This is a genomic window from Mycobacterium sp. (assembly GCF_050700595.1).
Classification (GTDB): Bacteria; Actinomycetota; Actinomycetes; order Mycobacteriales; family Mycobacteriaceae; genus Mycobacterium.
In genome coordinates this window covers 13,422-33,644 of record NZ_JBOHHI010000237.1, presented here as the reverse complement: position 1 = coordinate 33,644, position 20,223 = coordinate 13,422, and the positions used below count along the sequence as shown (strand labels likewise).

Here is a 20,223-nt window from a genome sequence, read left to right as displayed (position 1 = left end):
GAGGCCGCCGACACGCCGAGTTCGCCGCAGGCCGACGATGTCGTCGACCGGCCCTACGGGCGGCGACCGCGTGCGGCACGATAGAGAGACCACAACAAGCGGCGACGGCGGGGTCGGCCACCCGCCCATCAAGGAGCAGTGAGTTGACTACCGAGTTCGTGCGCCACGATCTGGCGAAAAGCTCAAGCAGCGCAACCGAACCCGACCGGGTGCGGGTGATCCGCGAAGGCGTGGCGTCCTATCTTCCCGACATCGACCCGGAGGAGACGTCGGAATGGCTGGAGTCCTTCGACGATCTGCTGGCGAGGTCGGGGCCGTCGCGGGCGCGCTATTTGATGTTGCGGCTGCTGGAACGCGCCAGCGAGCAGCGGGTGTCGATCCCCGCGCTGACGTCGACCGACTACGTCAACACCATTCCGACCGAGTTGGAGCCGTGGTTCCCCGGCGACGAGGACGTCGAGCGCCGCTACCGGGCTTGGATCCGGTGGAACGCGGCAATCATGGTGCATCGCGCGCAGCGCCCGGGGGTCTCGGTGGGCGGCCACATTTCGACGTATGCCTCTTCGGCCGCGCTCTACGAGGTCGGCTTCAACCACTTCTTCCGCGGCAAGTCGCATCCCGGCGGCGGCGACCATATTTTCATCCAGGGCCACGCCTCCCCCGGCATCTACGCGCGCGCCTTCTTGGAAGGACGACTGTCCGCAGACCGACTTGACGGCTTCCGCCAGGAGCACAGCCACCCCGGCGGCGGACTCCCGTCGTACCCGCACCCGCGGCTGATGCCCGACTTCTGGGAGTTCCCCACGGTGTCGATGGGGCTGGGTCCGATGGCGGCCATCTACCAGGCCCGGGTCAACCACTACCTGCACGACCGGGGCATCAAAGACACCTCCGACGCGCATGTGTGGTGTTTTTTGGGCGACGGCGAAATGGACGAACCCGAAAGCCGCGGCCTGCTGCACATCGGCGCACTGGACGCTCTGGACAACCTGACCTTCGTGATCAACTGCAACCTGCAGCGCCTCGACGGCCCGGTGCGCGGCAACGGCAAGATCATCCAGGAACTGGAGTCGTTCTTCCGGGGAGCGGGCTGGAACGTCATCAAGGTGATCTGGGGGCGTGAATGGGACGCCCTGCTGCAGGCCGACCGCGACGGCGCCCTGGTCAACCTGATGAACGTCACGCCCGACGGTGACTACCAGACGTATCGGGCCAATGACGGCGGCTACATCCGGGAGCACTTCTTCGGCCGCGACCCCCGCACCAAGGAGTTAGCGAAACACCTTTCAGACCAAGACATTTGGAATCTCAAACGCGGCGGACACGACTACCGCAAGGTCTATGCGGCCTACCGGGCCGCGATGGAACACAAGGGCCAGCCCACGGTGATCCTGGCCAAGACGATCAAGGGGTACTTGCTGGGTAAGCATTTCGCCGGCCGCAACGCCACGCACCAGATGAAAAAGCTTACCCTGGAAGACCTTAAGGAGTTCCGCGATACCCAGCGCATCCCGATCTCAGACGCTCAGCTGGAAGAGAACCCCTACCTGCCGCCCTATTACCACCCCGGCCCGGAAGCACCCGAAGTCCGTTACATGCTCGACCGGCGTCGCGCCCTGGGCGGCTTCTTACCGGATCGCCGGACCAAGTCCAAAGCGCTGACGCTGCCCGGTCGCGACACCTACCGGGCGCTGAAGGCCGGCTCGGGAAACCAAGAGGTCGCCACCACCATGGCGACCGTGCGCACCTTCCGGGAAATTCTGCGCGACGGCGGCAACACCGGAATCGCTTCCCGCATAGTCCCGATCATTCCCGACGAGGCGCGCACCTTCGGGATGGACTCGTGGTTCCCGTCGCTGAAGATCTACAACCGCAACGGACAGCTGTACACCTCGGTGGACGCCGACCTGATGCTGGCCTACAAGGAAAGCGCCGACGGGCACATGCTGCACGAAGGCATCAACGAAGCGGGGTCGGTCGCCTGCTTCACCGCCGTCGGCACGTCATACGCGACGCACGGCGAGCCGATGATCCCGATCTACATCTTCTATTCGATGTTCGGATTCCAACGCACCGGCGACGGTTTGTGGGCGGCCGGCGACCAGATGGCCCGCGGGTTCCTGCTCGGGGCCACGGCGGGGCGCACCACACTGACCGGCGAGGGGCTGCAACACGCCGACGGCCACTCCTTGCTGCTGGCCAGCGCCCACCCCGCGGTGGTCGCCTACGACCCCGCTTTCGCCTATGAGATCGCCTACATCGTGGAAAGCGGGCTGGCTCGCATGTTCGGGGAGAACCCGGAGAACGTGATGTTCTACCTCACCATCTACAACGAGCCGTATGTGCAGCCCCCGGAACCGGAGAACTTCGACCCGGACGGCCTGCTGCGCGGCATCTACCGCTACCGGAAAGCCGCAGCCCCCCGGACTAATACCGCCCACATCCTGGCCTCCGGGGTGGCGATGCCCTCGGCACTGAAGGCCGCCGACATGCTGGCGGCCGAGTGGGATGTCGCGGCCGATGTGTGGTCAGTGACCAGTTGGACCGAGCTGAGCCGCGATGGAATAGCCATCGACAAGGAGAGGCTGCGTCACCCGGACCGCCCCGCCGGAACTCCCTACGTGACACGGGTCCTATCCGAGGCGCGCCCGGGTAAGGCCGGCCCGATCGTCGCGGTGTCGGACTGGATGCGCGCGGTTTCCGAGCAGATCCGGCCCTGGGTGCCCGGCACCTACGTCACCTTGGGCACCGATGGGTTCGGCTTCTCCGACACCCGGCCCGCCGCGCGCCGCTATTTCAACACCGACGCCGAATCCCAGGTGGTCGCCGTGCTGGAAGCACTGGCGCGCGACGGCGAAATCGATCCGTCGGTGCCGGTCGCGGCGGCGGGTCAATACCGGATCGCCGAGGTGCAGCCCACCCCGATGCAGACCTCCGACCCGGGCCCGGAGGCATAACCGTTACGCGGCGTACAGGTGCGTTTGGAGGAAACTGCCAGGAGATCGGCGTAGCTTTTAGACGTGACCGACAAGCAAGTTGGGCAGTCGGTGCTGCCGCGCACGACGCTCGAGCTGCTGGACACCGTGCCGGAGTCGCTGCTGCGGCGACTGAAGCATCATTCCGGTCGGCTGGCCACCCAGGCGGTCACGGCGATGGGCGAGCGGTTGCCGTTCTTCGGCGACCTGGAGGCCTCCCAGCGCGCCAGTGTCGCCCTGGTGGTGCAGGCCGCGGTGGTGAACTTTGCCGAGTGGATGCAGGACCCGCGCAGCAACGTCGGCTACACCGCGCAGGCGTTCGAGCTGGTGCCCCAGGAGCTGACGCGACGGATCGCGCTGCGCCACACGGTCGAGATGGTGCGGGTCACGATGGAGTTCTTCGAGGAAGTCGTCCCGATGTTGGCCCCCTCCGAAGAGCAGGTCACCGCGCTCACCGTGGGCATTTTGAAGTACAGCCGCGATCTGGCGTTCACCGCCGCCTCAGCGTATGCCGACGCCGCCGAGTCACGCGGCCGGTGGGACAGCCGGATGGAGGCCAGCGTCGTGGACGCCGTGGTGCGTGGCGACACCGGTCCTGAGCTGCTATCCCGGGCGGCGGCGCTGAACTGGGACACCACCGCACCGGCGACGGTGGTGGTGGGCACCCCGGCGCCGGGCCGCGAAAGCGTCCCCGGTGAAGCTGCCAGCCAGGACGTCCGCGATATCGCCGCCCGGCACGGCCGCGCGGCGCTGACCGACGTGCACGGCACCTGGCTGGTGGCCATCGTGTCCGGCCAGCTCACCCCCACCGACAAATTCTTCGGTGAACTGTTGGACGCGTTCGCCGACGGCCCGGTGGTGATCGGCCCGACCGCACCTACGCTGACCGCGGCCTACCACAGTGCCAGCGAAGCCATCTCCGGGATGAACGCGGTCGCCGGCTGGAGCGGGGCGCCGCGGCCGGTGCTGGCGCGGGAACTATTGCCGGAACGCGCACTGATGGGTGATACATCGGCCATCGCGGCCCTGCACACCGACGTGATGCGGCCGCTGGCCGACGCCGGGCCCACGCTGACCGAGACATTGGACGCATACCTGGACTGCGGCGGCGCGATCGAAGCCTGTGCCCGCAAGTTGTTCGTTCATCCAAACACCGTGCGCTACCGGCTGCGCCGCGTCTTCGACTTCACCGGCCGCGATCCAACCCAGCCGCGTGATGCGTACATGCTTCGGGTAGCCGCCACCGTCGGCCACCTTGCCTACCAGGCAGAGCACACCAGCGGCGCGAGCAACGCTGTGACACCCGTCACCCGCCCGGTGGTAAAGGACCTGGTCGAGCCCTCCGCCGGACACCGGGCTGAGTGATTAAGTCGCGGCACGATATCAAACACGTCGCATCCAAGGGTGTTTTGTAGGATCTCTACAAGAACATAAGACAAGGTTCATAATTTAGTACACCCCGCAAAACCGCCTTCACAGTGTTCTCTTAAATACATGATTGCGTTACTTGCCCCCGGACAGGGATCGCAGACTCCCGGAATGCTGTCGCCGTGGCTGGAACTGCCCGGCGCGGCGGATCAGCTCGTGTCCTGGTCGGCCGCCAGTGGTCTGGACCTCGCGCGACTGGGCACCACCGCAACCGCCGAGGAAATCACCGATACCGCGGTCACCCAACCACTGGTCGTCGCGGCCACGCTGCTCGCCCATCAGGAACTGACCCGGCGCGAGGTGTTGGCGGAAGCCGAGTTGATCGTGGCCGGTCACTCGGTCGGCGAAATCGCGGCCTACGCGATCGCCGGTGTGATCTGTCCCGATGACGCCGTGACGCTGGCCGCCACCCGCGGTGCCGAGATGGCCAAGGCGTGCGCGCTGGAGCCGACGGGCATGTCCGCGGTGCTCGGCGGTGACGAAGCCGAGGTGCTGGGCCGGCTCGAGCAACTCGATCTGGTCGCCGCCAACCGGAACGCCGCCGGCCAGGTCGTCGCCGCGGGCCGGCTGACCGCGTTGGACAAACTCGCCGAAGACCCGCCGGCCAAGGCCAGGGTGCGCGCGCTGGGTGTGGCCGGCGCCTTCCACACCGAGTTCATGGCCTCCGCCCTGGAACGCTATGCGGCGGCGGCGGCCTCGACTACGACGGCCGAGCCCACGGCCACACTGCTGTCCAACCGCGACGGGCAGCCGGTATCGTCGGCAACCGACGCGATGGAGAAGCTGGTCGCACAGCTGACCCGCCCGGTGCGCTGGGATTTGTGCACCGCGACCCTGCGGCAGCACACTGTCACGGCGATCGTCGAGTTCCCGCCCGCGGGTACTTTGGCCGGTATCGCCAAACGTGAACTTCGGGGGGTCGCGACGTACGCCGTCAAGTCCCCCGCAGACCTGGAGGGCTTGGCCGAGCTGTAACGCCCAAGCTGCAAAGCCAAGCTTTAAAGCCAGTCTTGCCGCCAGTACAACCGCATATCGCCCGTTTAACCACAAGTAGCACAACACATTACGAAGGGAAGCCACCGTGCCTGTCAGCCAGCAAGAAATCATCGCCGGTATCGCCGAGATCATCGAAGAGGTCACCGGTATCGAGCCGTCCGAGATCACGCCGGAGAAGTCGTTCGTCGACGACCTGGACATCGACTCGCTGTCGATGGTCGAGATCGCGGTGCAGACCGAGGACAAATATGGCGTCAAGATCCCCGACGAGGACCTCGCCGGGCTCCGTACCGTCGGTGACGTCGTCGACTACATCCAGAAGCTCGAGGAAGAGAACCCCGAGGCCGCCGAGGCCATCCGCGCCAAGATCCAGGCGGATAACCCCGAGGCCGTCGAGGCCGTCCGCGCCAGGATGGAAGCCGATAGCAAGTGACCAAGCCTTCCACTGCTAACGGCGGCTACCCCAGCGTTGTGGTAACCGCCGTCACGGCGACGACGTCGATCGCGCCGGACATCGAGAGCACGTGGAAGGGTTTGTTGGCCGGTGAGAGCGGCATCCGCGTCCTCGAAGACGAGTTCGTGACCAAGTGGGACCTGCCCGTCAAGATCGGTGGACACCTCAAGGAATCCATCGATGACCACATGGGCCGGCTGGAGTTGCGGCGCATGTCGTATGTCCAGCGGCTGGCCAAGCTGCTCAGCGGCCAACTCTGGGAGTCCGCGGGCAGCCCCGAGGTCGATCCCGACCGGTTCACGGTCGTGGTGGGCACCGGTCTGGGCGGCGCCGAGCGGATCGTCGAAAGCTACGACCTGATGAACGAGGGCGGCCCCCGCAAGGTGTCGCCGCTGGCCGTGCAGATGATCATGCCCAACGGCGCTGCCGCAGTGGTCGGTCTGGAGCGCGGCGCCCGCGCCGGGGTGATGACCCCGGTGTCGGCCTGCTCGTCGGGTTCGGAGGCCATCGCGCACGCGTGGCGCCAGATCGTCATGGGCGACGCCGACTTTGCGATCTGCGGCGGTGTCGAAGGCCACATCGAGGCGCTGCCCATCGCGGCGTTCTCGATGATGCGCGCCATGTCGACCCGCAACGACGACCCGGAAGGCGCGTCGCGGCCCTTCGACAAGGACCGCGACGGCTTTGTGTTCGGAGAGGCCGGCGCGCTGATGGTCATCGAGACCGAGGACCACGCCAAGGCCCGCGGCGCCAAACCGCTGGCCCGGCTCATGGGTGCCGGCATCACCTCCGACGCTTACCACATGGTGGCCCCGGCCCCCGACGGCGTCCGCGCCGGGGGGGCGATGATGCGCTCGATGGAGCTGGCGGGCCTGTCCGCCAAGGACATCGACCACGTCAACGCCCACGGCACGGCCACCCCGATCGGGGACACCGCCGAGGCCAACGCCATCCGGGTTGCCGGCTGCGAGAACGCCGCGGTCTATGCACCCAAGTCGGCGCTGGGCCACTCCATCGGCGCGGTCGGCGCGCTGGAGTCGGTGCTCACCGTGCTGACGCTGCGCGACGGCGTCATCCCGCCCACGCTGAATTACCACACACCGGACCCCGAGATCGATCTCGACGTGGTCGCCGGCGAGCCCCGCTATGGCGACTACAAGTATGCGATCAACAACTCGTTCGGGTTCGGCGGGCACAATGTCGCCCTCGCCTTCGGGCGTTACTGAGCCGGACAAGTAGGAAAGGAACGTTGGCCGAGAGCCATGACAGCATCTCCATCGCTGGCTACGGGGAAAGGGTTCCCCAACGTGGTCGTCACGGGCATTGCCATGACGACCGCCATTGCAACCGACGCCGAGACAACCTGGAAGTTGCTGCTCGACAGCCAAAGCGGGATCCGCAAGCTCGACGATGCGTTCGTGGAGGATTTCGACCTGCCGGTCCGCATCGGCGGGCATCTGCTCGAGGAGTTCGACAGTCAGCTGACGCGCGTCGAGCAGCGCCGGCTGTCCTACCTGGGCAAGATGTCCACAGTGCTGAGCCGGCGGGTGTGGGACGACGCCGGCTCACCCGAGGTCGATCCCAACCGATTGATGGTGTCCGTCGGCACCGGGCTGGGCCCGGCCGAGGAACTGATCTTCGCCTACGACGGCATGCGTGAACGCGGCATGAAAGCGGTCTCCCCGCTGGTGGTGCAGATGTACATGCCCAACGCAGCGGCCGCGGCGGTCGGGCTGGACCGGCACGCCAGGGCCGGGGTGTTCACCTCGATATCGGCGTGCGCGTCCGGCTCCGAGGCCATCGCGCGCGCGTGGCAGCAGATCGTGCTCGGTGAGGCCGACATGGCGATCTGCGGTGGCGTCGAGACCAGGATCGAGGCGGTACCGATCGCGGGGTTCGCCCAGATGCGAATCGTGTTGTCGACCAACAACGATGACCCGGCCGGCGCCTGCCGCCCGTTCGACAAAGACCGCGACGGCTTCGTATTTGGTGAAGCCGGAGCGCTGATGGTCATCGAGACCGAGGAGCACGCGAAAGCCCGCGGCGCCAACATCCTGGCTCAGCTGATGGGTGCCAGCATTACCTCCGACGGTTTCCACATCGTGGCACCGGATCCCAACGGCGAACGCGCCGGCTACGCGATGACGCGGTCGATCCAGCTCGCGGGCCTCACGCCCGGTGACATCGACCACGTCAACGCCCACGCCACCGGAACCTCGGTCGGCGACCTCGCCGAGGGCAAGGCCATCAACAACGCCCTGGGCAGCCACAAGCCGGCGGTGTACGCGCCCAAGTCCGCACTCGGCCATTCGGTCGGCGCGGTCGGCGCGGTGGAATCGATTCTGACCGTGCTGGCGCTGCGCGACCAGATCGTCCCGCCGACGTTGAACCTGGTCAATCTCGACCCGGAGATCGATCTGGACGTGGTGGCCGGCGAGCCGCGGCCCGGCAACTACCAGTATGCGATCAACAACTCGTTCGGATTCGGCGGGCACAACGTAGCCCTGACATTCGGCCGGTACTGATACCGAGCACCCATTGAGGAGGAGACCTGCGATGACGACCATGGCGCCGGAGGCGGTTGGCGAGTCGCTCGATCCGCGAGATCCACTGCTGCGGCTGACCACATTCTTCGACGACGACAGCGTCGAGCTGTTGCACGAACGCGATCGCTCCGGGGTGCTGGCCGCCGCGGGCACCGTCAACGGTTTGCGTACCATCGCGTTCTGCACCGACGGCACGGTGATGGGCGGTGCCATGGGCATCGAGGGCTGCACCCACATCGTCAACGCCTACGACACCGCCATCGAGGAGCAGAGCCCGATCGTGGGCATCTGGCACTCCGGCGGCGCGCGGTTGGCCGAGGGTGTGCGAGCGCTGCACGCGGTAGGCCTGGTGTTCGAGGCGATGATTCGGGCTTCCGGCTACGTCCCGCAGATCTCGGTGGTGGTCGGCTTCGCGGCCGGCGGCGCCGCCTACGGGCCGGCATTGACCGACGTCGTCGTGATGGCGCCGGACAGCCGGGTGTTCGTCACCGGTCCGGACGTGGTGCGCAGCGTCACCGGCGAGGACGTCGACATGGCCGCCCTCGGCGGCCCGGACACCCATCACAAGAAGTCCGGGGTGTGCCACATCGTCGCTGAGGACGAGCTCGACGCTTACGAGCGCGGCCGCCGGTTGGTCGGATTATTCTGCCAGCAGGGCCATTTCGACCGCGGCAAGGCCGAGGCCCATGACACCGACCTGCACGCGCTGCTGCCCGATTCGCCACGGCGCGCCTACGATGTACACCCGATCGTTACTGCGCTGCTCGACGACGACGAGCCGTTCGAGGAGTTCCAGGCCAAGTGGGCACCGTCGATGGTGGTCGGGCTGGGCCGATTGTCGGGCCGCACCGTCGGGGTGCTGGCCAACAACCCGTTGCGGCTGGGCGGCTGCCTGAACTCCGAGAGCGCCGAGAAGGCAGCACGTTTCGTGCGGCTGTGCGACGCGTTCGGTATCCCGCTGGTCGTGATCGTCGACGTGCCCGGCTACCTGCCGGGCGTCGACCAGGAGTGGGGCGGCGTGGTGCGCCGCGGCGCCAAGCTGCTGCACGCGTTCGGCGAGGCCACCGTTCCGCGGGTCACGCTGATCACCCGGAAGATCTACGGCGGCGCCTACATCGCGATGAACTCGCGTTCGTTGAATGCCACCAAGGTATTCGCCTGGCCGGACGCCGAGGTCGCGGTGATGGGTGCCAAGGCCGCGGTGGGCATCCTGCACAAGAAGAAGCTGGCCGCGGCGCCCGACCACGAGCGCGAGGCGCTGCACGACGAGCTGGCCGAGGAGCACGAGCGGCTCGCCGGCGGTGTGGACAGTGCGATCGACATCGGTGTGGTCGACGAGAAGATCGACCCGGCGCATACCCGCAGCAAGCTCACCCAGGCGCTGGCCGAGGGGCCAGTCCGCCGCGGCCGGCACAAGAACATCCCGTTATAAGGGCTCCTTCCTTCCCGCGAGCGTGCGTGTCCCCGGCCGCCGAGTTCAAACCCGGGTTTGCGCACGCTCGCGCCACAAAGAATTGCCGTCGCCGCCGAGGATCTGAGACAGCACCGTGCCCAGCTGGTTTTCCGGTGATTGCGGAAGAGTATCCGCGCGCCAGGCGACGAAGTCGTCGGGACGCACCAGCAACGCCGCGTCGGGCGATAGGTCGGTGACGCCGGCCCATGCGCCGTCGACGTCGGCCGCAGTTCCGATGCGCTGCACGCTGATTGGTACGCCGATGGCCTTCGACGCGGAGGCTGCGGCGTCGGACCATGCGGCGCCGTCGTCTCCCGTGAGCAGTGTGAATCCGGGACCGAGCAGGTCGAGGGTCGAGACGCGCTTCCGGCCGTCGACGACCCAGACGTGTGGGACGCGGGTACCGCGTTGCCCGCGCAATTCCTCCACCAGCTGCACGGTGTCGGGATCCGCTGGTGCGGGGCCCTCGGTCACGACCGCCGCTGAGCGGTACTGGTACCCGACCAGGAGGGCGCACATCGGCGCCTCCTCGTCCGGCGGCAACTGCGGCCGGTCGTCGTCCAGCCGCAGTAAGTGCAGCGACGGCCCGGTAAGCGATTGGCGAGCAGCAAAACGCCCGACCGGGTGCCGCTCGGCGTGATAGGTGTCCAGTAACGAGGGATCGGCCATGCCGTTCAGGACCGCCCCCAGCTTCCAGGCGAGGTTGTGCGCGCTCTGGATCGCGCAGTTGGCTCCCCCCGCCTTGAATGGAGGCATGGCATGAGCCGAGTCGCCGACAAGAAACGTTCGGCCGCTTTGGAATTGGTCGGCCACCCGCTCGTAGGGCTGCCACGGCGCGACATCGACGACTTCCACGTCGATCCGCTCGCCGACAGCTTTCAGGATCAGCTCACGACACCGCTGCGGGGTGAACTGATCGGCAGTCTCACCGCTGCCGGGAAAGTAGGTGGTGGCGAACATGCCGAAGTCATCGCGCACCGGCAGGAAGATGCCGTCCACCTCGTCATTCTTGACTTGCACGGCGGCGCCGTCGCCGAGCTGTGGGACGAATTTCCGCCAAGGTCCCCGGAAGTAGATGAAGACGACGTAGATCGGCAGTGCGCCGTAACCCGACGTGGTCACCTCAAGCGCGTCACGGACCGGGCTGTGCACGCCGTCGGCGGCGACGAGATAGTCGGCGCGCATTGTTTCCGACGCTCCCGAATCCCGTTCGCGCACTAGGGCTGTGACACCCGTGTCGTCCTGGTCAAACGAGCACAACTCGGTCCCATAGCGCGCCTGGCCGCCGTACCGACGGATGTAGGTGAGCAGCATCGGCTCGAATGCGCTCTGCGGACAGTACTGCCCGGAAGGCTCGGGGCTCAGCCCGTCGAAGGGCGAGAAGATCGCGTCGACGTCGAAGGCCTGGCTTTCTTCGGTGCTGTTCAACGTCGGCTTGGTGAGCATGCCCGAAACACCTTCGGCGATCGCGTGGACCTCGTCGGCGAGACCCAGCCCGCGCAGGATTTCCAGGCTGCGGAAGCTCAGGTTGCGGGCTTTCGGGTAGATGAAGACCTCGCGGCGCTTTTCGACCAGCAAGGACCGGACACCATGCTTGGCGAGCAGGGCCGAGGTGGTCAGCCCGGCCGCGCCTGCGCCGACGATGAGCACGGGGACGCGACTGGCGTTCATCGCTGCCTCCCTTCACATACGGAACTAGATAGTTCCGTTAAAGTCAGGGTGGCACGACCCGGTGGAACGCGCAACTGCTACGGCGCCGGTGCGCCGGCAAGCGGCAAGATCACGTCTTCGAATACGCGGCGGACATAGACCCGGTCGATCGGCCGTCTGGTCATCACCCGCAGCACGTTGAGGCCCAGGGCCACGTCGGGGATCAGACTCATATCGCGGCCGGCCGGGATTTCCCCGCGATCCACCGCGCGGTCCAGCATCGCCCTGACCGCATGCCGCGGAGTGGATAGCACCAGGTCATCCACGGCAGCTGCCAGGACGGGATTGTGCATCGCCGCCGTCGCCACCCCGACAACCACCTGAATAGTGCTGGTATCAGCGTCATCGAAATCGGGTACCGCTGCGATCAGTGCCTCTATGTCCTCGCGAAGGCTGCCGGTGTTGGGCGGTTCGATGGGTCCCAGCCGTCGTCTCCAGTGCGCGATCGCATCGGCCACCACCACCGCCTTCGATGGCCAGCGACGATATATCGCGGCCTTACCGACGCCGGCACGGGACGCGATGTCGTCCATGCTCAACCGGTCATAACCCAGTTCGGCCACACCCGCCAGCGTGGCGTCGAGGATGGCTGCGTCCAGGGAGCGATCGAGACGTCCCCGGCTTCGGGCCGGGCGCGGTGCGCGCGCCGCCTGGCGGCTCTCGTGTTTCATGGTTCGTCCTAGCCGATACGGGTCAGTTCCGCTCCATCGTAGCTTCAGCCCGCCCCGGCCACGAATTCCTCGGCCACATCGGCCACTCGCTCGCGATCGGTGGATACCAGACCTATGCGGGTCCGACGATCGAGGATGTCGTCGATGTACAGCGCACCCTCGTGGGTGATTGCGTATTCGAACTCGGCACGGACCACGTCGATGCCCTCGGCGACCGGCTCGGCGGGCCGCTCGCAGGTGGCGGCGGCAATGACGTTGGCCGCTTCGGCTCCGTAGCGCGCCACCAGCGACTCCGGCAGCCCGGCCATCGGCGGAATGGCTGACCCGGGGTTGGCGGGCGCGCCGACCAGTGACAGATTGCGGGTCCGGCAGTTGCCGGCGGTCAAGCCCCGCAAGGCCATGCTGCGATCGAGCACGTCTTGGGCCATGTGCCGGTATTCGGTGAGCTTGCCGCCGATCACGCTGATGACCCCGGACGCCGACTCGACGACGGCATGCTCGCGCGAGACGTCGGCGGTCCGGCCCGCGCCGGCGTCAATCAACGGCCGCAGGCCGGCGTAGGCGCCCAGGACATCGCCGGCATCCAGCGTGGTGTCCAATGCGGTGTTGACGGTGTCCAGCAGAAACGCCGTTTCGGCCGGGGTCGGTTGCGGCACATCGGGAATCTGCCCCGGTGCTTCTTCGTCGGTCAACCCGAGGTACACCCGCCCCAGCTGTTCGGGCATGGCGAAGATGAATCGGTTGAGCTCTCCGGGTATCGGAATCGTCAGCGCCGCGGTCGGATTCCCGAAAACTCCTGCGTCGAAGACCAGGTGCGTCCCACGGCTGGGCCGCAGCCGCAGCGACGGATCGAGGTCGCCGGCCCACACCCCGGTCGCGTTGATGACGGCGCGGGCGGACACCTCGAACGATTCGCCGTCGCGCTGGTCGGTCAGCCGCACCGAGGTGCCGGTGGCTTCGGATGCGGCGACGTAGGTCAGGATTCGCGCACCGTGCTGCGCTGCGGTGCGCGCGACCGCGGTAACCAGCCGAGCGTCGTCGATCAGTTGACCGTCGTAGGCAAGCAGGCCACCGCCCAGGCCGCCACGCCGCACGGCGGGCACCATGTCGACGACGCGGTCCGCCGGGATGCGCTGCGAGCGGGGTAGCACCGACGCCGGCGTACCCGCCAGTTTGCGCAGCACATCGCCGGCGAGAAAACCGGTGCGCACCAACGCACGCGCGGTGCGGCCCATCGACGGCAGCAGCGGGACCAGCTGCGGCATCGCGCGAACCAGGTGAGGAGCGTTGCGGGTCATCAGGATTCCGCGTTCGATGGCACTGCGCCGCGCGATGCCCACATTCCCGGTGGCCAGGTACCGCAGACCGCCGTGCACGAGCTTCGAACTCCACCGGCTGGTGCCGAACGCGAGGTCGTGCTTTTCCACCAACGCCACCCGCAGGCCGCGGGAGGCGGCGTCGAGCGCGATGCCGGTGCCGGTGATGCCGCCGCCGATCACGACGACATCCAGTGGCGTGCCGTCGGCCAACGCCTCGAGGTCTGCGCTGCGGCGCGCCGCGGTGAGTGCCGTCGACGTCATGACAGGTATCCGTTCAGCGAGTAGCGAAGTTCGGCGGCCAGCGCGTCGCCGTCCAGGATCGGCCGGACAATCTTGCCGGACTGGATCGTCGATTGGGTGATCAGCAACACCATCGCGGCGAGCCGGTGCGGGTTGCCGGGGCGCACACGGCCATCGCGCTGCGCCGCGCGCAGGTTCTCGGCGAGCGCGTCGATCAGCATCTGCTGGCTGGTGCCGAGGCGTTCGGTGATGTAAACCATGGCCAGTTCGGACCGCAATACCGCCATGACCAGATCGTCGCCACGCAGGCGTTCGGCCACCGCGACGATCCGGTCCACCAGCGCCACCCGGCCCTGCCCGTGCAGCGGCACCTCGCGCAGCGTGGCGGTGATGTGGTCGGTCAGCAGGGCCGCCAGCACCGACCGGGTGTCTGGCCAGCGGCGGTAGACGGTCGGGCGGCTCACCCCCGCCCGTCGGGCGATCTCGGCGAGTGTCACCCGCTCCGCCCCGAAATCGACCACGCAGCTGGCGGCGGCGGCCAGTATCCGGTCGGCCACCGAAACGTTACTGATTGACAACATATGTAATACTGTAACGCATGTCTGACGAGTTGCTCCCGCCGATGAAGTGGAATGCCTGGGGGGATGCCGCCGAGGCCAAAACGCTCTCCGCGGGAATCCGGTCGCTCCTCGAGCAGGCTCTGGGCGTAACAGACGCCGGGACCGCCAACCTCGAAGCCGACCGGGTGCGGCTGCGCCCGTCGACACTCACCGAGACCGACCGCGACGCGCTGGCCGCCATCGTCGGCGCCGACTACTGTCGCGTCGACGACCGCAACCTGCTGTTGCACACCGGCGGCAAATCAACGCTGGATCTGTTGCGCCGCAAGGGTTCCGGTGTGCAAGATGCACCCGACGCCGTGCTGCTGCCCGGGTCCGACGACGACGTCGCGGCGATTCTGCGGTACTGCTCGCAGCACGGCATCGCCGTCGTCCCGTTCGGCGGCGGCACCAGCGTGGTCGGTGGACTCGACCCGATCCGCGGCACATTCGGCGCCGTGGTGTCGCTGGATCTGCGGCGCTTCGACCAACTGCTCTCCCTCGACGAGGTGTCTGGCGAGGCGGAGTTCGGCGCCGGCGTCACCGGCCCCCGGGCCGAGCGGTTGCTCGCTGAACACGGCTTCTCGCTCGGGCATTTCCCGCAAAGCTTCGAGTTCGCCAGCCTCGGCGGCTTCGCCGCCACCCGCTCGTCGGGCCAGGACTCGGCCGGCTACGGGCGGTTCGACGACATGATCTGCGCATTGCGCGCGATCACCCCCGCGGGTGTGCTGGATCTGGGCCGGGCACCGGCGTCGGCGGCCGGCCCGGATCTGCGCCAGCTGCTGATCGGGTCGGAGGGCGTGTTCGGCGTCATCACCCGGGTGCGGTTGCGGGTCCATCGGGCGCCGGAAGCCACCCGCTACGAGGCGTGGTCGTTCCCGGACTTCGTCACCGGCACGGCCGCTCTGCGCGCGGTCGCCCAAACCGGCGCCGGCCCGACCGTGATCCGGCTTTCCGACGAAGCCGAGACCGGGGTCAATCTCGCCACCACCGAGGCCATCGGTGATACCCAGATCACCGGCGGCTGCTTGGCAATCACCGTGTTCGAGGGCACGTCAGCGCATGCCGAGAGTCGACACGCCGAAACTCACGCGGTCTTGGAAGCCCACGGCGGCACGTCGCTGGGGGCAGCCCCGGCGCAGGCATGGGAACGCGGCCGGTTCGGCGCCCCGTACCTGCGCGACTCACTGCTGGCCGCGGGCGCGCTGTGCGAGACCCTGGAGACCGCAACCAGCTGGTCGAACATCCCGACGGTGAAGGTCGCCATCACCGACGCGCTGACCGGCGCGCTGGCCGAATCGGGCACGCAGGCGCTGGTGCTGTGCCACATTTCGCATGTGTACGCCACCGGTGCCTCGCTATACTTCACCGTCGTTGCCGGACAACGGGGTAATCCAATCGAGCAATGGCGGGCTGCCAAGGCAACGGCGTCGGAGGCGATCATGGCCGCCGGTGCGACGATCACCCACCACCACGCGGTCGGCGCCGATCACCGGCCGTGGATGCGCGACGAAGTTGGCGAGTTGGGTGTGCGGCTGTTGCAGGCGGTCAAGTCGACACTGGATCCCGCCGGAATCCTCAACCCCGGCAAGCTGATTCCGTGATGACACGCGAGATCGGGCGGGTGACGATGCTCACCAACCCGGCGTCGGGGCACGGTAACGCACCGCACGCCGCGGAAAGGGCGGCCGCCCGGCTGCAGCAGCGCGGCATCGACGTCGTCGAAATCGTCGGCACCGACGCGCAGCACGCGCGTCGCCTGACCGGCGCTGCGCTGGACCGCGGGACCGACGCACTGGTGGTCGCCGGCGGGGACGGGGTGATCGCCGATGCGTTACAAGCCCTGGCCGGCACCGACATTCCGCTGGGCATCATTCCGGCGGGCACCGGCAACGATCACGCCCGGGAATACCGGATCCCGACCAGAGATCCCGCCGCCGCCGCAGACGTCATCGCCGACGGCTGGACCGAAACCGTTGACCTGGGCCGGATTCGTGACCACGCGGGTGTCACCAAGTGGTTCGGCACCGTCGCGGCCGCGGGATTCGATTCGCTGGTGACCGACAGAGCCAATCGGATGCGTTGGCCCCGTGGCCGGATGCGCTACAACCTGGCGATGCTGGCCGAGCTCTCGCAGTTGCGGCTGCTGCCGTTCCGGCTTACGCTCGACGGCCGCGACGAGATCGTCACCGACCTCACCCTTGCCGCCTTCGGCAACACTCGCAGCTATGGCGGCGGAATGCTGATCTGCCCCAACGCCGATCACGCCGACGGCCGGCTCGACGTCACGATGGTGCATTCGGCGTCACGGATGCGCCTGATCCGGTTGTTCCCGACCGTGTACAACGGCACCCATATCGATCTCGACGACGTGACCACTGCTCGTGCGACGTCGGTCGAGGTCGACTCGCCGGGGATCAACGTTTACGCCGACGGCGACTACACCTGCCCGTTGCCGGCCGAGATCTCGGTGGTCCCCGGCGCGCTGCAGATCCTGCGGCCCCGGGGCGGAACCTAACCCACTCCCCGGCTGAGCCAGGAAACCTCTGCGGCATCGCCGCCGTCGCGATACGCCTCGAGCGCCTCGTCCCACGCGGTGCCCAGTGCCGAGTCCAGTTCGGCGGCCAGCGCCTCGGCGCCGGACGCCATCATCGCCCGCAGCCGCATCTCCCCGACCATGATGTCGCCGTTGGCGCTGATGGCCCCGCTCCACAGTCCCAGTTGCGGGGTGTGACTGAACCGCTGTCCGTCCACCCCCGGGCTGGGATCCTCGGTGACCTCGAACCGCAGCACCGACCAGGAGCGCAGCGCGTTGGCCAGTCGCGCCCCGGTGCCGACCGGGCCGACCCAGTTGGTCAGCGCGCGCAATTGCCCGGGCATTGCCGGCTGTGGGGTCCACCTGAGATTCGCCTCGGCTTCCAAAGTCGAGGTCAGCGCCCACTCGACATGCGGGCACACCGCGGCGGGCGAGGCGTGGATGTACACCACACCGGTCGTCACGTCGGCGAACTGGTTCGACGCACGCATCTGCTGCTCCTTCGGCTCCACGAGGACGTCTTCCCCAACGGCCTGGTGAACCCGTTTTGAGCAGGATGCTCCTGATGTTCTAGTGTCTTGCGTGTCTATTGTGCCTCGTGAGACCCCTGTTGCGCTAGTCCGCGCGATATTCGGCAATCACGGTGTCGGAAATCGCCGGCCACACCGGCCTCGCCCAGTCCCCGAAATCGCGGTCGGTGAGGACGACCAGGGCCAACTCGACCGCGGGATCTGCCCAGATGAACGTGCCCGATTGGCCGAAATGACCGTAGGTCCGCGGCGAGTTTGTCGCCCCGGTCCAGTGCGGTGACTTGGCATCCTTGATCTCGAATCCCAGGCCCCAGTCGTTGGGCCGCTGTACGCCATATCCGGGCAGCACCCCGTCCAGGCCGGGGAACTGCACCGCGATCGCCTCGACGTGCATCGGCGCCGACACCGTCGCCGGGCGCAGCAGGTCGACGGCGAACGCGGCCAGGTCCGCGGCCGTCGACGTCGCGCCGAAGCCGGCAGCGGGGGCGCCCCCGTCCAGGCGGGTCGCGGCCATTGCCAGCGGCTCGAACACCGCTTCGGTGAGGTACTGGCCGAACTCGATGCCCGACGCCTGCTGCACCGTTTCGGCCAGCACGGCGAACCCGTAGTTGGAATACACCCGCCGGGTCCCGGGCGCAGCGAGCGTCTGGCCGGAGTGCATGGCGAGCCCGGAAGCATGCGCCAGCAGATGGCGGACGGTCGACCCCGGCGGGCCGGCGGCGGTGTCGAGGTCGACGACCCCCTCCTCGATCGCGATCTGCACGGCCCGCGCCACCACCAGCTTGGTCACCGACGCCAGCGGGAATTCCCGGGAGCTGTCGCCGTGGCCGGCCAGAACGCCCGACGGCCCGACGACCGCGGCGACAGCGTTGGATACCGGCCAGTCGTCGAGTGCGTCGAGTGCAGACATCGCGGCCGAGCCTATCGATCGCGGCTGTTCCCCCCGCGTTAGGTTGGCGGCGACCCGCTGCGCCCGGCTTCGCCGCGCTTGCGATCACCGCTTAGGTTGGACTCCATGACTCAGACAGTGCGCGGTGTGATTTCACGCAAGAAGGGCGAGCCAGTCGAGTTGGTGGACATCGTCATCCCCGATCCCGGCCCCGGCGAGGTGGTCGTCGATGTGACCGCGTGTGGGGTGTGCCACACAGATCTGACCTACCGCGAGGGTGGCATCAACGACGAGTACCCGTTCCTGCTCGGCCACGAGGCCGCCGGCACCGTCGAATCCGTCGGCCCGGGCGTGACCGCCGTGCAACCGGGCGACTTCGTGATTCTCAACTGGCGCGCGGTGTGCGGGCAGTGCCGCGCCTGCAAACGCGGCAGACCGCACCTGTGTTTCGACACGTTCAACGCCGACCAGAAGATGACGCTTGTCGACGGCACCGAACTGACTGCGGCGCTGGGCATCGGGGCGTTCGCCGACAAAACCCTGGTACACCAAGGCCAAGCCACCTTGGTCGATCCGGCGGCCGACCCGGCGGTGGCCGGTCTGCTGGGCTGCGGCGTGATGGCCGGGCTGGGCGCGGCGATCAACACCGGCGCCATCACCCGCGACGACACCGTCGCGGTGATCGGCTGTGGCGGTGTGGGCGACGCCGCGATCGCCGGGGCGGCGCTGGTCGGCGCTCGGCGGATCATCGCCGTCGACAACGACAACACCAAACTGGACTGGGCCCGCGGCGTCGGCGCCACCCACACCGTCAACGCGCGCGAACTCGACGTCGTCAAGACCATCCAGGACCTCACCGACGGGTTCGGCGCCAACGTGGTGATCGACGCGGTTGGGCGACCGGAAACCTGGGAGCAGGCTTTCTATGCCCGCGATCTCGGGGGAACCGTTGTGCTGGTGGGGGTTCCGACACCGGAGATGCGCATCGACATGCCGTTGCTGGACTTCTTCTCGCACGGTGGCGCGTTGAAGTCGTCGTGGTACGGCGACTGCCTGCCCGAACGCGACTTTCCCACCCTGATCGACCTGTATCTGCAGGGCCGGTTACCGCTGGAGAAGTTCGTCTCCGAACGCATCGCCCTCGGTGACGTCGAAGAGGCCTTTCACAAGATGCATTCCGGCAAGGTGCTGCGCTCGGTAGTGATCCTGTGAACGCCATCGACCGCGTAGTCACCCACGGTGTCTTCGAACTCGACGGCGGCAGTTGGGAAGTCGACAACAACATCTGGATCGTCGGCGACGATTCCGACGTGGTGGTGTTCGATGCCGCCCACACCGCGGCGCCGATCGTGGCGGCCGTCGGCGGGCGCAACGTGGCCGCCGTGGTCTGCACACACGGCCACAACGATCATGTGACGGTGGCTCCCGCATTGGGCAAGGCGCTCGACGCGCCGGTGCTGCTCCACCCCGCCGATGATGTGTTGTGGCGGATGACCCACCCGGACCAGGATTTTCGTGCGGTGTCTGACGGGGACACGCTGCGCGTCGCCGGCATCGAGATACGGGCACTGCACACCCCGGGCCACTCCCCCGGCTCGGTGTGCTGGTATGCACCCGACCTGCGTGCGGTATTCAGCGGAGACACACTGTTCCAGGGCGGGCCGGGTGCGACCGGGCGCTCGTTCTCCGACTTCCCGACGATCCTGGAGTCGATCAAGGATCGGTTGGGCCCATTGCCCGGCGACACCGTCGTATACACCGGCCACGGCGACACCACCACCGTCGGCGACGAGATCGTCCACTACGACAAATGGGTGGCCAGAGGCCACTGACTCACCCTTTTCGCGAGTGTGCCCGACACGACCACAAGGAGTGCA

The 20,223-nt window shown here is 67.6% G+C and carries 17 protein-coding genes; 11 read left to right on the top strand and 6 right to left on the bottom strand.

What is annotated here, in order from left to right; translation table 11 throughout:
- The first annotated feature begins 143 nt into the window (after positions 1-143).
- The 7 genes from aceE to ACRDTL_RS21675 all read left to right on the top strand — a co-directional run bounded on the left by aceE (position 144) and on the right by ACRDTL_RS21675 (position 9,831).
- The gene (aceE, locus tag ACRDTL_RS21705) at positions 144-2,957 is read left to right on the top strand and encodes a pyruvate dehydrogenase (acetyl-transferring), homodimeric type (protein ID WP_431508757.1); all 2,814 of its coding nucleotides are present in this window, start codon (positions 144-146) and stop codon (positions 2,955-2,957) included.
- 63 nt (positions 2,958-3,020) lie between these two features.
- On the top strand, positions 3,021-4,340 hold the full coding sequence (locus ACRDTL_RS21700; RefSeq protein WP_431508756.1) for a PucR family transcriptional regulator: 1,320 nt from the start codon (positions 3,021-3,023) through the stop codon (positions 4,338-4,340).
- Between the two features lie 129 nt (positions 4,341-4,469).
- Positions 4,470-5,378: an ACP S-malonyltransferase gene (locus ACRDTL_RS21695; protein ID WP_431508755.1), complete on the top strand. Its 909-nt coding sequence runs from the start codon at positions 4,470-4,472 to the stop codon at positions 5,376-5,378.
- Between the two features lie 106 nt (positions 5,379-5,484).
- Positions 5,485-5,832: a meromycolate extension acyl carrier protein AcpM gene (gene acpM / locus ACRDTL_RS21690; RefSeq protein WP_431508754.1), complete on the top strand. Its 348-nt coding sequence runs from the start codon at positions 5,485-5,487 to the stop codon at positions 5,830-5,832.
- Positions 5,829-7,079 (top strand): 3-oxoacyl-ACP synthase KasA, encoded by a 1,251-nt coding sequence (gene kasA, locus ACRDTL_RS21685; protein ID WP_431508753.1) that lies wholly within the window; start codon positions 5,829-5,831, stop codon positions 7,077-7,079. Before acpM ends, kasA begins: the two co-directional genes overlap by 4 nt.
- Before the next feature lie 36 nt (positions 7,080-7,115).
- Positions 7,116-8,378, top strand: a complete 1,263-nt coding sequence (gene kasB, locus ACRDTL_RS21680) for a 3-oxoacyl-ACP synthase KasB (protein WP_431508752.1) — start codon at positions 7,116-7,118, stop codon at positions 8,376-8,378.
- A 31-nt stretch (positions 8,379-8,409) separates the two neighbouring features.
- On the top strand, positions 8,410-9,831 hold the full coding sequence (locus ACRDTL_RS21675) for an acyl-CoA carboxylase subunit beta (protein ID WP_431508751.1): 1,422 nt from the start codon (positions 8,410-8,412) through the stop codon (positions 9,829-9,831).
- Positions 9,832-9,876: 45 nt separating this feature from the next.
- Here ACRDTL_RS21675 and ACRDTL_RS21670 read toward each other — a convergent pair whose 3' ends face one another.
- From ACRDTL_RS21670 to ACRDTL_RS21655, 4 genes are all read right to left on the bottom strand, one after another.
- Complete coding sequence (locus ACRDTL_RS21670) at positions 9,877-11,523, bottom strand: FAD-dependent monooxygenase (RefSeq protein ID WP_431508750.1); 1,647 nt, start codon at positions 11,521-11,523, stop codon at positions 9,877-9,879.
- A 77-nt stretch (positions 11,524-11,600) separates the two neighbouring features.
- Entirely contained in the window at positions 11,601-12,233 is a 633-nt protein-coding gene (locus ACRDTL_RS21665; protein ID WP_431508749.1) for a TetR/AcrR family transcriptional regulator, read from the bottom strand.
- Positions 12,234-12,277: 44 nt separating this feature from the next.
- The gene (locus tag ACRDTL_RS21660) at positions 12,278-13,813 is read right to left on the bottom strand and encodes a glycerol-3-phosphate dehydrogenase/oxidase (protein WP_431508748.1); all 1,536 of its coding nucleotides are present in this window, start codon (positions 13,811-13,813) and stop codon (positions 12,278-12,280) included.
- Complete coding sequence (locus ACRDTL_RS21655; protein WP_431508747.1) at positions 13,810-14,373, bottom strand: TetR/AcrR family transcriptional regulator; 564 nt, start codon at positions 14,371-14,373, stop codon at positions 13,810-13,812. Before ACRDTL_RS21655 ends, ACRDTL_RS21660 begins: the two co-directional genes overlap by 4 nt.
- A 41-nt stretch (positions 14,374-14,414) precedes the next feature.
- Here ACRDTL_RS21655 and ACRDTL_RS21650 point away from each other — a divergent pair, with 41 nt between their 5' ends.
- Both ACRDTL_RS21650 and ACRDTL_RS21645 read left to right on the top strand, forming a co-directional pair.
- Positions 14,415-15,995, top strand: coding sequence for an FAD-binding oxidoreductase (locus tag ACRDTL_RS21650; protein ID WP_431508773.1), 1,581 nt, complete (start codon positions 14,415-14,417; stop codon positions 15,993-15,995).
- Complete coding sequence (locus tag ACRDTL_RS21645; protein ID WP_431508746.1) at positions 15,995-16,909, top strand: diacylglycerol kinase; 915 nt, start codon at positions 15,995-15,997, stop codon at positions 16,907-16,909. Before ACRDTL_RS21650 ends, ACRDTL_RS21645 begins: the two co-directional genes overlap by 1 nt.
- Here ACRDTL_RS21645 and ACRDTL_RS21640 read toward each other — a convergent pair.
- Both ACRDTL_RS21640 and ACRDTL_RS21635 read right to left on the bottom strand, forming a co-directional pair.
- Positions 16,906-17,418 (bottom strand): DUF3145 domain-containing protein, encoded by a 513-nt coding sequence (locus tag ACRDTL_RS21640; protein WP_431508745.1) that lies wholly within the window; start codon positions 17,416-17,418, stop codon positions 16,906-16,908. The genes ACRDTL_RS21645 and ACRDTL_RS21640 overlap by 4 nt on opposite strands.
- A gap of 124 nt (positions 17,419-17,542) precedes the next feature.
- Positions 17,543-18,367, bottom strand: a complete 825-nt coding sequence (locus tag ACRDTL_RS21635; RefSeq protein WP_431508744.1) for a serine hydrolase domain-containing protein — start codon at positions 18,365-18,367, stop codon at positions 17,543-17,545.
- A gap of 105 nt (positions 18,368-18,472) precedes the next feature.
- Between ACRDTL_RS21635 and ACRDTL_RS21630 the strand changes: the two genes are divergently transcribed.
- The gene (locus ACRDTL_RS21630; protein ID WP_431508743.1) at positions 18,473-19,558 is read left to right on the top strand and encodes an S-(hydroxymethyl)mycothiol dehydrogenase; all 1,086 of its coding nucleotides are present in this window, start codon (positions 18,473-18,475) and stop codon (positions 19,556-19,558) included.
- On the top strand, positions 19,555-20,178 hold the full coding sequence (locus tag ACRDTL_RS21625; RefSeq protein ID WP_431508742.1) for an MBL fold metallo-hydrolase: 624 nt from the start codon (positions 19,555-19,557) through the stop codon (positions 20,176-20,178). Before ACRDTL_RS21630 ends, ACRDTL_RS21625 begins: the two co-directional genes overlap by 4 nt.
- Positions 20,179-20,223 lie beyond the last annotated feature (45 nt).